The 14,280-nt window shown below is 61.8% G+C and carries 12 protein-coding genes; 7 read left to right on the top strand and 5 right to left on the bottom strand.

The window, feature by feature from the left end; translation table 11 throughout:
• Positions 1-191 precede the first annotated feature (191 nt).
• From PM2_RS20810 to PM2_RS20790, 5 genes are all read left to right on the top strand, one after another.
• On the top strand, positions 192-437 hold the full coding sequence (locus PM2_RS20810) for a hypothetical protein (RefSeq protein ID WP_016711218.1): 246 nt from the start codon (positions 192-194) through the stop codon (positions 435-437).
• A gap of 58 nt (positions 438-495) precedes the next feature.
• Positions 496-1,527 carry a 5'-nucleotidase gene (locus PM2_RS20805; RefSeq protein ID WP_016711219.1) on the top strand — a complete coding sequence of 344 codons (1,032 nt, stop codon included), beginning with the start codon at positions 496-498 and terminating at the stop codon, positions 1,525-1,527.
• Positions 1,528-1,647: 120 nt separating this feature from the next.
• On the top strand, positions 1,648-2,418 hold the full coding sequence (locus tag PM2_RS20800) for an SDR family NAD(P)-dependent oxidoreductase (RefSeq protein ID WP_028699892.1): 771 nt from the start codon (positions 1,648-1,650) through the stop codon (positions 2,416-2,418).
• Between the two features lie 284 nt (positions 2,419-2,702).
• Positions 2,703-3,980, top strand: a complete 1,278-nt coding sequence (locus PM2_RS20795) for a bifunctional O-acetylhomoserine aminocarboxypropyltransferase/cysteine synthase (RefSeq protein ID WP_028699893.1) — start codon at positions 2,703-2,705, stop codon at positions 3,978-3,980.
• A gap of 64 nt (positions 3,981-4,044) precedes the next feature.
• Complete coding sequence (locus PM2_RS20790; RefSeq protein ID WP_028699894.1) at positions 4,045-4,809, top strand: hypothetical protein; 765 nt, start codon at positions 4,045-4,047, stop codon at positions 4,807-4,809.
• A 29-nt stretch (positions 4,810-4,838) separates the two neighbouring features.
• Here PM2_RS20790 and PM2_RS20785 read toward each other — a convergent pair whose 3' ends face one another.
• Both PM2_RS20785 and glsB read right to left on the bottom strand, forming a co-directional pair.
• The gene (locus PM2_RS20785; RefSeq protein WP_019097834.1) at positions 4,839-5,294 is read right to left on the bottom strand and encodes an anti-virulence regulator CigR family protein; all 456 of its coding nucleotides are present in this window, start codon (positions 5,292-5,294) and stop codon (positions 4,839-4,841) included.
• Positions 5,295-5,436: 142 nt separating this feature from the next.
• Positions 5,437-6,345: a glutaminase B gene (gene glsB / locus PM2_RS20780; RefSeq protein WP_016711224.1), complete on the bottom strand. Its 909-nt coding sequence runs from the start codon at positions 6,343-6,345 to the stop codon at positions 5,437-5,439.
• A gap of 212 nt (positions 6,346-6,557) precedes the next feature.
• Between glsB and PM2_RS20775 the strand changes: the two genes are divergently transcribed.
• Positions 6,558-7,595 carry a sensor domain-containing diguanylate cyclase gene (locus tag PM2_RS20775; protein ID WP_028699895.1) on the top strand — a complete coding sequence of 346 codons (1,038 nt, stop codon included), beginning with the start codon at positions 6,558-6,560 and terminating at the stop codon, positions 7,593-7,595.
• A 66-nt stretch (positions 7,596-7,661) separates the two neighbouring features.
• Here PM2_RS20775 and PM2_RS20770 read toward each other — a convergent pair whose 3' ends face one another.
• Entirely contained in the window at positions 7,662-8,531 is an 870-nt protein-coding gene (locus PM2_RS20770; protein WP_016711226.1) for a DMT family transporter, read from the bottom strand.
• A 121-nt stretch (positions 8,532-8,652) separates the two neighbouring features.
• On the opposite strand from PM2_RS20770, the gene PM2_RS20765 reads away from it, so the two are divergent.
• On the top strand, positions 8,653-10,035 hold the full coding sequence (locus tag PM2_RS20765; protein WP_028699896.1) for an aminotransferase-like domain-containing protein: 1,383 nt from the start codon (positions 8,653-8,655) through the stop codon (positions 10,033-10,035).
• Positions 10,036-10,043: 8 nt separating this feature from the next.
• Here PM2_RS20765 and PM2_RS20760 read toward each other — a convergent pair whose 3' ends face one another.
• Positions 10,044-12,167, bottom strand: a complete 2,124-nt coding sequence (locus tag PM2_RS20760) for a hybrid sensor histidine kinase/response regulator (protein WP_028699897.1) — start codon at positions 12,165-12,167, stop codon at positions 10,044-10,046.
• A 514-nt stretch (positions 12,168-12,681) separates the two neighbouring features.
• Positions 12,682-14,256 carry an aldehyde dehydrogenase (NADP(+)) gene (locus PM2_RS20750; RefSeq protein WP_028699898.1) on the bottom strand — a complete coding sequence of 525 codons (1,575 nt, stop codon included), beginning with the start codon at positions 14,254-14,256 and terminating at the stop codon, positions 12,682-12,684.
• Positions 14,257-14,280 lie beyond the last annotated feature (24 nt).

Raw genomic sequence — 14,280 nt, 5'->3', positions numbered from 1 at the left:
CCTTGCCAGAATGGCGCTGCATCCATAGCGTGATATCAGATTGCTTTGATCCTGCAGGCTGCCGCACCCAACAAGCCCCTCGGAACCTGCACCATTCCTTTACCTGTACAAGTCACCAATATCGACATGTATTAATAATAGACATATCGTCTCGCTTACCGGCTTGTTGCCACGTCCCAAGGAAACATTAAATGGAAGCGCTGGAAATCTCCCTGTTGTGCGTCTGCGGCATCACCCTGCTGCTTGTATGCCTGCAATCCGTCCGCCAAGGCGAGATGTGGAACTTGCTGCAGAGCGACCGTGAACTGGAGCAAACCGCCCGCCTTCACAAACAGGAGAACAGTAAGTTGCACGCGGCCCTGCGCGCAGAGCGCGAACATGTGAGCCAGTTGCAGTACCAGATTCAAGTGCTGCTCGGGCTGACGCCGCAGGCCTGAGGGCTTTACACACAGCGTACGCGTACACTTGCCCCAGGCCACTTGCAGGAGCAGCTTCATGCCTTACCCCATTGAACAGAAACTGGTCATCGGCGTTGCCTCGAGTGCGCTGTTCGACCTCACCGTCTCGGACGACATCTACAAGACCCGAGGGGTCGAGGCCTACCGTCAGCACCAGGAAGACAACCTGGACGAACCGTTTCCCAGGGGAGTGGCGTTCCCGTTCATTCGCCGCTTCCTGAGCATCAACCAGGCCTTCCCCGACCAATTGCCAGTGGAAGTGGTATTGCTCTCACGCAACTCGCCGGCAACCGGCCTGCGGGTGTTTCGCTCGATAAGCCACTACCAGCTGGACATTACCCGCGCGGCGTTCATGTCGGGCCGCTCGCCCTATGAATACATCCCGGCGTTCAATGCCTCGCTGTTCCTCAGTGCCAACGAAGAAGATGTGCAAAAGGCTATCGACGCCAACTACCCGGCTGGGCGGGTGCTGCCCACACGCATCTACGACGATGAAATAGACACAGAGCTACGGGTGGCCTTCGACTTCGATGGCGTGATTGCCGATGACGAGGCAGAGAGCGTGTACAAGCGCAACGACAACCTGAACGACTTTCAGGAACATGAGCGCGTACACAAAGGCACCCCGCACTCGCCAGGGCCCTTGGCAGACTTGTACCGCAAACTTTCACTGATTCGCATGCTGGAGGATCGCAAGCTGGCAGAAGACCCAAACTACAAGCGGATTTTGCGCATCGCCATCGTCACGGCGCGCAACGCACCCTCGCATGAGCGTGTGGTGACGACCTTGAAGGATTGGGGCGTGTCGCCGGATGAATGCTTCTTTCTAGGCGGGATGGAAAAGCCCAGGGTGCTGTCGATCCTCAAGCCGCATGTGTTCTTTGACGACCAGCGCACTCACTTGCAATCGCCTGCCGGGAATCTGCCAATGGTGCATGTGCCATTCGGGGTGGCCAACAGGCACGCGACGCCGAAGCTTTCTCACCCAATCACGGCACCTGCTGAAACTGTGCAAACTGAACACTCAGCGCAAGATGCGACAGTAGCCACTATTTTGCCCGCAACGTAGACTAGCTGTGCTGCGCTACGCAGCCCTCACAACCTCGGATCCGGAAAGGCAGAACTCCAATAGCAGGACTGTGAAACGAACCTGCAAGGGTGATCAAAAGTGTCTCACGAAGCGCGCTCAATGGCTTTGATCCCCGGACTGACCGGCAAAGCCAGTGTGTTGGTCTGCGGTGCAAGCCGAGGCATAGGCCTGGCGCTGTGCACGGCATTGCTGGCCCGCGACGATGTTAGCCGGGTCTGGGCCGTGGCGCGGCACGCCAGCGCCGCTGACGGGCTGCTTGCACTTGCCCAGGCACATGGCGAACGCGTGGTACTACTGGACTACGATGCGCGCGACGAGCTGGCACTTACCGCGCTTGCAAGCGAGGTGGGCATTGCCTGCACGCACCTTCATCTGGTGATCAGCACACTCGGCCTCCTCCACAAGGAGGGGGCCAAAGCCGAGAAGTCGCTGGGCCAATTGAACCTCGCCAGTTTGCAGGCCAGCTTCGCCACCAATGCGTTCGCCCCCATCTTGTTGCTCAAGCACCTGCTGCCATTGCTGCGCAAACAGCCCGCAACCTTTGCAGCGCTGTCGGCCAGGGTTGGCTCGATCGGCGACAACCGACTGGGTGGCTGGTACAGCTATCGTGCGAGCAAGGCGGCGCTGAATCAGCTACTGCACACGGCAAGCATCGAGCTGAAACGCGTCAACCCTGCGGCTACCCTGTTGGCACTGCATCCGGGAACCACCGATACCGAACTGTCGCGACCGTTTCAGGGGAACGTGCCGGAAGGGAGGCTGTTTGAGCCGGCATTTGCCGCACAGTGCGTGATCGAGCAGGTGGGGCGGCTTGGGCCGGCAGAGAGTGGAAGCTTTTGGGGGTGGGACGGCGAGCGGATCGTGTGGTGAGTGCACTCGCGCCGGGTGCACTGTTGCAGCCCGGCCGAGGCAGTGCGTTCCGCGGAAAAGGTGTTTCGACTTCATTGGAACGCTCCACAAGGCTAGATCTGCCGCCCACCGTGGGCCGGTGCGGCAGCGGGCGGATTCTAGAGCGGCGGCATGATGGCCCGTGGAATCTTTGCCTATCTTTACAATCTGCCCAGGCCCAGTGAGCGCCGGCACGACGCCCTTGACCCACGCCCTCGCACCACCGCATGCTCGAACGCTTCCACCCACGCTCAAGGAACGATTGCATGAAGCTGGAAACCCTCGCCGTCCATGCGGGCTTCAGCCCCGACCCGACCACCCGGGCGGTGGCCGTACCCATTTACCAGACCACCTCCTTCGCCTTCGACGACACCCAGCACGGTGCCGACCTGTTCGACCTGAAGGTGGCCGGCAACATCTACTCGCGCATCATGAACCCCACCAACGACGTGCTGGAGCAGCGCATGGCCGCCCTCGAAGGCGGGGTTGGCGCGCTGGCGGTGGCCTCGGGCATGGCAGCCATCACCTACGCCATCCAGACGGTCGCCGAGGCCGGCGACAATATTGTCTCGGTGGCCAAGCTGTACGGTGGTACCTACAACTTGCTGGCCCATACCCTGCCACGCATGGGTATCCATACCCGCTTCGCCGCCCATGACGACATCGCGGGCCTCGAAGCATTGATTGACCCACGCACCAAGGCGGTGTTCTGCGAGTCCATCGGCAACCCCGCCGGCAATATCGTCGATATCGCTGCACTGGCCGAAGCCGCCCACCGCCATGGTGTGCCCCTGATCGTCGACAACACCGTGGCCACCCCAGTGCTGTGCCGCCCATTCGAACATGGTGCGGACATTGTCGTGCATTCGCTGACCAAGTACATCGGCGGCCACGGCACCAGCATCGGCGGCATCGTCATCGACTCCGGCAAGTTCCCCTGGGCGGACAACAAAGAACGTTTCGCCCTGCTCAATACGCCCGACCCTTCCTACCACGGCGTCACCTATACCGAGGCCTTCGGCCCCGCCGCCTTCATCGGCCGCTGCCGCGTGGTGCCGTTGCGCAACACCGGCGCCGCGCTGTCGCCGTTCAACGCCTTCCTGATCCTGCAAGGCCTGGAAACGTTGGCCCTGCGCATGGAACGCCACACCGAAAACGCCCTGAAGGTCGCCCATTACCTGCAGGCTCACGAACAGGTGGCCTGGGTGAAGTATGCCGGGCTGCCGGACCACCCCGAGCATGAACTGGCCCAGCGTTACACCGGTGGCAAGCCCGCTTCGATCTTGTCATTTGGCATCAAGGGAGGCCAGGCGGCCGGTGCACGCTTCATCGATGCGCTGCAACTGGTGGTGCGCCTGGTGAACATCGGCGACGCCAAGTCGCTGGCCTGCCACCCCGCCTCCACCACCCACCGCCAGCTCAACGATGAAGAGCTGGAAAGGGCCGGCGTGCCACGGGACATGGTGCGTTTGTCGATCGGCATCGAGCACAGTGACGACATCATCGCCGACCTAGCCCAGGCACTGGAGGCCAGCCGCACCTAATGCATCCGCGCCCCACCCAATACTGACGGCGGGCGCACCTTCTCTGAGCCTGGACACCCCCGCAATGACCCTGTTCTACGTCAAGCTGATTGTCACGCCCCTGCTGATGTGGGCCATTTCCCTTGCCTCGCGGCGCTGGGGCGGCCTGCTGGGTGGGCTGCTGTCCGGCCTGCCGATCACCTCCGCGCTGGTGATGACCTTTCTGTGCCTGGAACAGGGCACAGCCTTCGCCTTGGGCGCATTGCCCGGCGCGCTGGGCGGCCTGGCGGCGGTGCAAGCCACCTATATGTTTTACCTGTTGGCCACACGCAGGCTCGGCCTCGCCCAGGCCGTGCCGCTGGCTTTGCTGTTTTACGGGTCGGCTGCCTATGCGTTTACGCACTGGGGCAACCTGTACCTGTCGATTGCCGTGGCGCTGGTGCTGATCGGTGTGCTGATACGCGCCAGCGGTCACGAGCCCAAACCCGATACCCTAGCCCGCCCCCGGCACCGGTACTGGGAGATCCCGCTGCGAATGGTAGCTGCCACGTCCCTGCTGCTGATCACCACCCGCCTGGCCAGCTGGCTGGGCCCGGCAACCAGCGGGATGCTGGCGCCGATTCCAGTGATTGCCTGGCCGCTGGTGGTGTTCGCCCATGTGCAGAATGGCCGGGCCGGCATGGCGGCCATGGTGCGGGGCAATGCGATTGGGGCGGTGGGCGTAATTGCGTTTTACCTGGTGCTGGCAGCATTGCTCGACACGTGGGGCGTTACCGTCGCCATCAGCCTGGCCATGCTCTGCGCCGTGGCGCTGACCGTTGGGCTGGCCACGGTATTGCGGCGGCGCTGACTAGCCTGCGCGGGGTGGCTCAGCACTGCTCAGTCGAACGCCCCGTTCAACACTTCGTAAATAATCCCGGTTGCCGCAGCGACAAGTATCAGGTCCGCACCCGCCTGCATCCACTCATAGCCATCGTAGTGAGGCAACTGTCCCAGCAAGCGACCGTCCAGCTTCTTGGCGATGCCGGGCGGCAGCGGCTTGCCACGCGCCAGGTTCTTCTGAATGCCGGGCGGCAATGCAGGCCCTGGGCTCCAGTAACTGCGGTGACCGCCAAGAATAGCCAGCACATCGCCGCGGTCGATGGACGGGCCACCATGCCAATCGTTACCGCCCTTCCCCTGCTTGTGGCTACCTGCATTGCCCTGGCCTTGAGCATGCTGTGCCTTGCCGTGACCCTGCCCTTTGCCGTTACCTGGGTCGGCAAAGGTCGGGCCAGCGGCGAATGCCACTGCCAACGCAGTCAGCAGGGCTGTCAGGTGTGATGTTTTGGCCATGGGAGCATCCTTCGCAAATGAGCGTTGCCCAAACTATAGACGGTGAACAGCGCTAACCGGCACTGCTCGCCCACATCGAACTCCGCACAACCGGGCCTCGTCACGCATGGCTACGGGGTTGCCCTGCGCATCCGCCCACTGATCAAAACACCGACCAGCCAATCCGCGAACTCAGCAACTCCAGCGCCGCCATCCCGGCGAGGGAGTTGCCCGCCGCATTCAACTCCGGCGACCACACGCACACCGTGAATTGCCCCGGCACGATCGCCACAATCCCGCCCCCCACGCCACTCTTGCCAGGCAACCCCACCCGATAGGCGAAATTCCCTGCTTCGTCATACAGTCCGCTGGTGGCCATGATCGAGTTCACCTGTTGCGTCTGGCGTCGGGTCAGAATCTGCTCACCGCTGTGCTTGCAGAACCCATCGTTGGCCAGGAAGCAGAACGCCCGGGCCAGATCCAGGCAGTTCATTTGCAGCGCGCAGTAGCTGAAATAACTGCGCAGCACAGCCTCCACCTCGTTATGGAAGTTGCCAAAGGACTGCATCAGGTAAGCCATGGCCGCGTTGCGCGCGCGGAATTGATATTCAGAATCTGCAACACGGGCATCGATCGAGATGTGGGGGTTGCCCGAGAGCCGTCGTACGAAATCGCGCATCGACAACGTGGGTGCTGCAAAGCGCGACTGGTTGATATCACAGATCACCAACGCACCCGCATTGATGAAGGGGTTGCGTGGGCGACCGCGCTCGAACTCCAGCTGTACCAGCGAGTTGAACGGCTGCCCCGAGGGCTCATGGCCAAGCCGCTCCCAAATGGCTTCACCCGAGTGCCCGATCGCCTGAACCAGGCTGAACACCTTGGAAATACTCTGCACCGAAAATGGCACCAGGGCGTCGCCCGCGCAGTGATAGCTGCCATCATTGCCGTAGACTGCGATGCCCAACTGGTTCGCCGGCACATCGGCCAGCGCAGGAATGTAGTCCGCCACTTTGCCCTTGCCGATCAAGGGACGTACTTCTTCAAGAATCTCATTCAACAGCGTTTGCATGGAAAGCCCTGTATCAGTCCCCAGACGACGGCTAAGGGGTAGCCTTCTTGACGAAGGTCGAGCGGAAGAAATCACACATTCGGCAAGAAATGCCGCTTTACCCTGTAGCCCATGGCTCGATGCCCTAACCTATGCTGTGCTTGGTTCGCCGATACACAGAACGTGCAACCGCCAGGTGCAGTGGCCGCTAACCAAGGAATGGAGGACCAACGATGCCAGCTTGCCCCCTACCCGCTGACGAAGTGCTTCGCCAGCGCACGCTCGATGACATGAACCTGGTCGATACACCCGCCGAGCATTACCTCGATACCTTGGTACGGCTCACCCAGGACCTGGCCCATGTGGACACCGTGCTTATCAGCCTCATCGACCAGGACCGGCAGTGGTTCAAGGCCCGGATAGGGCTTGAGGCAAGTGAGACGACGCGCAGTGTTTCATTCTGCGGCTACGCCATTCTCGGTGACGATACGTTGATGGTCCCCGATGCCACGTGCGATACGCGATTCGTCGACAATCCGCTCGTGCTCAACGCGCCCTATATCCGCTTTTACGCCGGCCACCCGTTGCGCGCCGGCAACGGCAAAGCCATCGGTACGCTGTGCATGTTCGACCCCCAGCCACGCGTGCTCAGCGAGGCGCAACAAGCGAACTTCAGGGACCTGGCCACGCTTGCCGAGGGATATCTGCAGCTGCGCACACTGGCACAGGTGAACCGCGACCTGCGCCTTGAAATGGATCGCGAGCAGCGCAAAGCCCTGCTCGACCCTTTGACACAACTCTGGAACCGCGGCGCATTGTCCGCGTTTGAAGCACATGAACGGCGCTTGGCCGAGGTGAACGGCTTACAGTTGGGGGCGGTTTATGCCGACCTCGATCATTTCAAAGCCATCAACGACAAGCACGGCCATGGCGGTGGTGACAAGGTGCTGTGCGAAACTGCCCGCCGCCTGCGCGCTGCACTGCGCCCCGATGACCTGCTCGTGCGACATGGGGGTGAGGAGTTCGTCGCGATTTTGCAGGTCAAGGACAGCGAAGAGCTGCAGCGGATTGCTGAGCGCATTCGGGAACAGGTGGGTGCAGGGGCGATGCAGATGCCCAGTGGTCAATTGAAGGTAAGCCTGAGCATAGGGTGCACCCTGTTTGCCAAAGGTGAAACGCTGGATGACGCACTGGAGCGCGCCGATAAGGGGCTCTATACCGCCAAACAGAACGGGCGTGATCGGGTTGTTTATGTAGCGCCGCCTTGTTGAGACGAGCACGGTCCGGGCTGTGTTGCGGTATGCTCGCCCTGCTTGCAACGACCCAGGCGTAATCACTTATTGGGCGTACTTCCTGGCCCCGGCCACGCAGATCACAGCCCCCAGCGTCACCACCAGCATCAACCAGCTGACCTGCTCGTGCAGCAGCAACGCCGCCAGCCCAAGCCCCATGAACGGCTGAAACAGTTGCAGCTGCCCCACAGCCGCAATGCCCCCCTGGACAAGCCCCCGGTACCAGAACACAAAGCCAATCAGCATGCTGAACAGCGAAACGTAGCCAAAGCTGAACCACGCCGGCGCACTTACCTTGGCAAAGGCATCAGGTGCTGGAAAATTAACGACCGTCAGCAGCAGCATGAACGGCAACGCCACCAGCAATGCCCAACTGATCACCTGCCACCCGCCCAATGTGCGCGACAGCCGCGCCCCTTCTGCATACCCCAAGCCACACACCACCACCGCTGCCGTCATCAGCAGGTCGCCCACCAACGACCCTTCGCCGCCATTCATCAACGCATAGCCCGCGACCAGCCCGGCCCCCATGAACGAGAACAGCCAGAACAACGGCCGAGGCCGCTCACCGCCCCGCAAAACGGCAAACCCAGCGGTACACAGCGGCAGCAGCCCGACGAAAACAATGGAATGGGCAGAGGTGACATGCTGGAGCGCCAGTGCCGTCAGCAACGGGAACCCGATGACAACGCCCAGCGCTGTTACCGCCAATGACGCCAAATCACCCCGCTTCGGCCGAGGCTGGCGCAGCACGATCAAGAACAGCGCACCCAACAAGGCGGCAATGGTGGCCCTGGCACAGGTCAGAAACGTCGGTTCAAAGTCCGCCACGGCCACGCGGGTTGCCGGCAACGAGCCCGCAAAAATGGCGACGCCTATGAAGCCATTGATCCATCCGCTTGTTGATCTTTCCATCGTTCATTCCTCGATAAGCCAGGCGTCAGTACATCACTGACGGGCTCACCCAGGCCATGTACAATCCAATACAGTTAAACCGAACTGTTATGCATATTAATCCAGCACAGTTGAGGGTGCGATGAAACGCAGCGGCACGCGAATTCGAACGGTCATGGCCGAGATCCAGTCCAGGATCGCCTCTCGCACCTACACCCCCGGCGCAAGAATTCCATCCGTCCGCGCCATGGCCCAGACCATGCAGGTGTCGGTTTCTACCGTGCTTGAGGCCTATGAACGGTTAATGGCCGAGGGTGTACTCAGCGCTCGCCCAGGCTCCGGCTTTTACGTTGCAGGGCCAGTGGCGCCATTGGCGCTGACCGAACTTGGCCCCAAACTGGATCGTGTCGTCGACCCGCTGTGGATCTCGCGCCAATCACTTGAAACCTCCCTCGATGCGTTGAAACCAGGGTGCGGGTGGCTACCGCCTTCCTGGATGTACGAAGCGGGTGTGCGTAAAGCGCTTCGCATGGTTGCCCGTTCTGACGCGTCAAAACTGACGGAGTACGCTTCACCGCTTGGCTATCCACCGCTCCGGCAGTTCCTGTCGCGGCGGCTGGCAGGCATCGGGGTCGAAGCCCCGCTTGAACAGATCATGCTCACCGAGTCCGGCACCCATGCCATCGACCTGATTTGCCGTTTTCTGCTGGAGCCGGGCGACACGGTGCTGGTGGACGACCCCTGCTATTTCAACTTTCACGCACTGCTGAAAGCACACCGGGTGAACGTTGTGGGCGTGCCTTACACGCCGACCGGCCCGGACATCGCTGCATTCGGCGCTGCCCTGCTCTCGCATGCGCCCCGGTTGTACATCACAAATTCCGGCATCCACAACCCGACCGGGGCCACCCTGTACCCGGTCACGGCACACAGGCTGCTGAAGCTGGCCGACACCTCCAACCTGGTGATTGTCGAGGACGATATTTTCGGCGACTTCGAACATACGCCCGCGCCACGCCTGTCTGCGTTCAATGGCCTCTCACGTGTCATCCAGATCGGCAGCTTTTCCAAGACCATCTCCGCTTCAATCCGCTGCGGCTACATCGCTGCGCGCGGTGAATGGATCGAGGGCCTGGTCGACCTCAAGATTGCGACCACCTTCGGCGGTGGGCGCCTGGCGGCCGACATCATCCACCACGCGATTACCGATAGCGGGTACCGAAAGCACATGGAGAGCGTGCGCGTTCGGTTGGCCGAGCAAATGGACAAAACGGTAGCCAGGCTTCAGGCGCTTGGTATAAAGCCTTGGATCATTCCCCAGGCGGGCCTGTACGCCTGGTGCCAGCTGCCGCAAGGCAAGGATGCAGCAACGCTGGCCAGGGCTTGTTTGAATGAGGGTGTAGTGCTGGCGCCCGGGAATGCCTTTAGCCAGTCCATGACTGCGGGGGATTTTCTGCGGTTCAACGTTGCGCAGTCGGGGGACGCCAGAATCTATGACGTGTTGAAACGGGCACTGGGTGCCTAGTGGCCCGATCAATCCATCTCGCTACCTCGGTCAGCCGCTACCGAAGGCCTGCCCAGATTGATTCGAGCGCCAAACATCGCGTGAACGTTGGCGATCAAATCCTCCATCGCGAATGGCTTGATCAACACGGCCGATGCGTTGCGCAATACCTCATCCTCAAACACTGAAGGGCTGGCGTAACCGGTCATGAAAATGACCGGTAACCCTACACGCGTTTGTCGCCCGAATTTCGCCATCTCCCGGCCGTCGAGCCCTCCCGGCAGTCCGATATCAGTCACCAGCAAATCGATGCGAGTGTCAGAAGCCAGCAGTTGCTGCCCGGCCTGGCTATCAGCGGCCTCGATAACCGTGCACCCCAAACCGCTGAGCACTTCACTGACAAACAAACGCACAGAGGGCTCGTCATCCACAATCAGCACATTGCGGTCAGACCATTGGGGTGAAAAATCGGGGTGGGTCTCTGCCGGGCCGATGTTTTCAGGCTGCCCTTGATCGATTGGCAGAAAAAGCTGCACCCGGGTTCCTGCCCCTTCTTCGGAAGCAATCCTGACTTGCCCGCCCGACTGCTTGGCAAAGCCATATACCATCGACAACCCCAGCCCTGTGCCTTCGCCCATCGCTTTGGTAGTGAAGAACGGCTCGCACGCTTTCGACAGTGTTTCGGCCGACATTCCCATGCCATTGTCCGCCACACTGATGGCGAGGTACGAACCCGGCTGCAGCTCGGCATCCAGGCCCGGGCCTGCCTCAAGGGCCTCGTTTGCAGTAGTGATGGTGATATTGCCTGCACGCTTGCCAATGGCATCCCGTGCATTGATGCAGAGGTTCAGCAGCGAGTTCTCGACCTGAACCGGGTCTACCAGGCAGGTGGAAAGCTGCGCTTTCAAATCGACTTTCAGAAGAATCATTGGTCCGACGGTGCGCCGCACAAGGTCCTCCAGGCCGCCTATCAGGCCATTGACCTCGGTACGGGTGGCCTGCAAAGGCTGCCGGCGTGAAAATGCCAGCAACCGATGGGTCAGGGCCGCCGCCTTGTGCGCCGCCCGGTGCGCGACCTCAATGTAGCGCTCGACGTCCGCCAACCGCCCTTGCTTGCCCCGCAGCTTGGCCAGGTCCAGGCTGCCGGTGATGCCTGCCAGCAGATTATTGAAGTCGTGTGCGATACCGCCCGTGAGCTGGCCTATCGCTTCCATTTTTTGCGATTGGCGCAGCGCCTCTTGCGCGGCCTCACGCTGGGCCACGGCTTCGCTGATGCGCTCTTCCAGCGTGCGGTTGAGGTTCAAAAGCGCGGCCTCGGCCTGTTTTCTTGCGGTAACGTCTATGGAAGAACCGATGAGCCCTATGACGTTTCCCGCCTCATCGAGCAAGGGGGCCTTGACGGAGAGCCATGTCGTTGCAGAACCGTCCGGCATGTCGACCCGCTCCTCGACCTGCACAGCCTTGCCGCCACGCATGATCTGCTGGTCGGTCTGCATCACCTGGCGCGCCTGCGCCTTGTCTTCGAGGAATTCGAGGTCCGTCTTGCCCAGGTAGAATTCTGGCGGTTTGCCGATCAGTTGCGTTGCCCCATGGTTGGCAATGAGCATCCTGCCTTCCAGGTCCTTTGCATACACAACCCCAGGCACTGCGGCAGTAAAGGTACGCAACAACGCCGATACGCGGTCTCGCTCAGCCTCAGCTGCCCTTCGCGACTCGATGTCCATGAGCACGCCAGGGAAGCGTATGGCCTGCCCTTCGGCATCCAGCTCGGCATGCCCGTTGGCCTCGATCCAGTGATACAGCCCGGCTTCGTTACGAACGCGATATTCACAACGGAACGTACCACCTCGAGACATCGCTTCATGGATATCCCGGGAAACGCGCTCACGATCACCCGGGTAGATCGAGTTGAAGGCTTCGGCGATTGGAATGCCCGCTTCACACTTTTGAGCAGGAATGCCGAAGGACCGGGAGAAACGTTCGTCTGCCGTTACCCGGTCGTTCGGAATATCCCAGACCCACGTACCCACGACCGCAGCGGCGTCCAGCACCAGACGCAGTTGTTCGGACGAATGTTCCGTAACAACCTCGTTCGCAGACCGCACACCTGCTGCTGGCAGTGGGCCCAGCGGGTCGATCCCATCTTTATCCATGACTCACCTCTGTCGCTTGCTCCACATCATAGTCTCACGGGCGACAGAAACCGAATTGAACAGCCTGCCCGGTCACACGCGACGGCTGAGCCTTGGGGCACACGTAAAAGGCCCGCGCCAAGGACGCGGGCCGTTCAGCGAAATGCCAGGCCGGTGAACAGTGGAGTAATCGCCTTCATCCCCAATTTCCTTTTGCTGTGAAGGTGAACATGCGACGCTGCAGGAAGAAACCTGCTTGCCGCTTAGCGATGCCCAGTTTCTGGGCCATCACGTGCTTCAAGCAGAAGAGCACTGGGTGTACCGGATGGCTGTACCCTCGTCCCGGGTTCCCCAGCCATCACACGAGACAGTGGAGTGTCGCGGGTTTCTGATTCAGGAGGTGTCGCAACTCCAGGTAAAACCGAGCAACGTCGAGCTGCTCCGGCGTGAAGGTTTCATCGCTGTCGAAGGGTGATTCATCGGTCGCCCCCCCCGCCGGGCTGGGCCCGACAGGTATACCGCGATAGCGCCTGCGTCAGGCAAGCGCCTCACGGCTGTGTTGACCGTCTACCAACCGCTGCAGGCCTAGTGGGTTAGCGTTTTTCAGGGCATCGGGCAGCAGCGCGTCCGGGTAGTCCTGGTAGCACACCGGGCGCAGGAACCGGTCGATGGCCAGGGTGCCGACTGAGGTACCGCGGGCATCGGAAGTGGCTGGGTAAGGCCCGCCATGTACCATCGCATCGCATACTTCGACACCGGTCGGGTAGCCGTTGACCAACAGGCGCCCCGCCTTGCGCTGCAGAACCGGCACCAGCGCAGCAAAGCGCTGGAAGTCTTCCGGCTCGGCAATGAGGGTGGCGGTCAGTTGCCCGTGCAGGGCTTGCAGAGCGCGGCGCAGGTCGGCTTCGTCGGCCACTTCGACCACCACCGTGGCAGGCCCGAATACCTCCTCCTGAAGCAACGCATCGCCGTTGAGCAGCAGGCTCACATCGGCCTGGAACAGCTGGGCGTGGGCCTGGTCGCCGGCCTGTTCGGCGCCGGCCAGGTGGCGTACGCCCGGGTGCTGGTGCAGGCGCTGCACACCGCTGGCATAACTGCGCAAGGTACCGGCATTGAGCATGGTCTGCGCGGGCTGGTCTGCCAGTTGCGCGCCCAGTACCGCAACGAAGGCGCTGAACGCTTCGCCAGCGATGCCGATGACCAGCCCGGGGTTGGTGCAGAACTGCCCGCAACCCAGCACCACCGAGGCGGCCAGTTCCTTGGCCACCAGCTCGCCACGGGCCTGCAACGCCGCGGGCAACACCAGCACCGGGTTGATGCTGCTCATTTCAGCGAACACCGGGATCGGTTGCGGGCGCGCCGCCGCCAGGTCGCACAGGGCACGGCCGCCCTTGAGCGAACCGGTAAAGCCCACGGCCTGGATCGCCGGGTGGCGTACCAGCGCTTCGCCGACACCGGCACCGTAGATCATGTTGAACACACCAGCTGGCATGCCGGTGGCTACCGCTGCACGCTCGACGGCCTCGGCCACCCGCTCGGCAGTGGCCATATGGCCGCTGTGCGCCTTGACCACGACCGGGCAGCCGGCAGCCAGCGCTGCTGCGGTGTCACCGCCGGCGGTGGAGAAGGCCAGTGGGAAGTTGCTGGCGCCGAACACGGCCACCGGACCAACACCGGTACGGTACTGGCGCAGGTCAGGGCGTGGCAGCGGTTGGCGCTGTGGCTGCGCGCGATCAATGCGCGCCCCCAGGTAGTCGCCACGGCGCAGCACCTTGGCGAACAGGCGCATCTGGTTGCTGGTACGGCCACGCTCGCCCTGAATGCGCCCAGCCGGCAACGCGGTCTCGCGGCACACGGTGGCGACGAAGGTATCGTCCAGCGCATCCAGCTGGTCGGCAATGGCATCAAGAAACTGCGCGCGGCGCTCTGGCGCCAAGGCGTTGTACTCGGCAAATGCCACTTCGGCAGCCTGTGCCGCGGCAGCCACTTCCTCAGGGGTGGCCTGGGCAAAGGCTAAAGGCAATGCTTCGCCGGTGCGCGCATCGAGGCTGTGCAGGCGCACGCTGCCGGCAGCACTGCGCTGGCCGCCAATGAAATTGCTTCCAGACATGGTTGACTCCTGTAACAAAAGAAA

Origin of the sequence: Pseudomonas monteilii NBRC 103158 = DSM 14164 (assembly GCF_000730605.1) — a bacterium.
Lineage (GTDB): Bacteria > Pseudomonadota > Gammaproteobacteria > Pseudomonadales > Pseudomonadaceae > Aquipseudomonas > Aquipseudomonas monteilii.
This window is presented reverse-complemented; position numbering and strand designations above follow the sequence as displayed.

Excerpts from the sequence above, each read along its gene's own strand:
- PM2_RS20810 (WP_016711218.1), top strand. The coding sequence starts at position 192 with ATGGAAGCGCTGGAAATCTCCCTGTTGTGCGTCTGCGGCATCACCCTG.
- PM2_RS20805 (WP_016711219.1), top strand. The coding sequence starts at position 496 with ATGCCTTACCCCATTGAACAGAAACTGGTCATCGGCGTTGCCTCGAGT.
- PM2_RS20800 (WP_028699892.1), top strand. The coding sequence starts at position 1,648 with ATGGCTTTGATCCCCGGACTGACCGGCAAAGCCAGTGTGTTGGTCTGC.
- PM2_RS20795 (WP_028699893.1), top strand. The coding sequence starts at position 2,703 with ATGAAGCTGGAAACCCTCGCCGTCCATGCGGGCTTCAGCCCCGACCCG.
- PM2_RS20790 (WP_028699894.1), top strand. The coding sequence starts at position 4,045 with ATGACCCTGTTCTACGTCAAGCTGATTGTCACGCCCCTGCTGATGTGG.
- PM2_RS20785 (WP_019097834.1), bottom strand. The coding sequence starts at position 5,294 with ATGGCCAAAACATCACACCTGACAGCCCTGCTGACTGCGTTGGCAGTG.
- glsB (WP_016711224.1), bottom strand. The coding sequence starts at position 6,345 with ATGCAAACGCTGTTGAATGAGATTCTTGAAGAAGTACGTCCCTTGATC.
- PM2_RS20775 (WP_028699895.1), top strand. The coding sequence starts at position 6,558 with ATGCCAGCTTGCCCCCTACCCGCTGACGAAGTGCTTCGCCAGCGCACG.
- PM2_RS20770 (WP_016711226.1), bottom strand. The coding sequence starts at position 8,531 with ATGGAAAGATCAACAAGCGGATGGATCAATGGCTTCATAGGCGTCGCC.
- PM2_RS20765 (WP_028699896.1), top strand. The coding sequence starts at position 8,653 with ATGAAACGCAGCGGCACGCGAATTCGAACGGTCATGGCCGAGATCCAG.
- PM2_RS20760 (WP_028699897.1), bottom strand. The coding sequence starts at position 12,167 with ATGGATAAAGATGGGATCGACCCGCTGGGCCCACTGCCAGCAGCAGGT.
- PM2_RS20750 (WP_028699898.1), bottom strand. The coding sequence starts at position 14,256 with ATGTCTGGAAGCAATTTCATTGGCGGCCAGCGCAGTGCTGCCGGCAGC.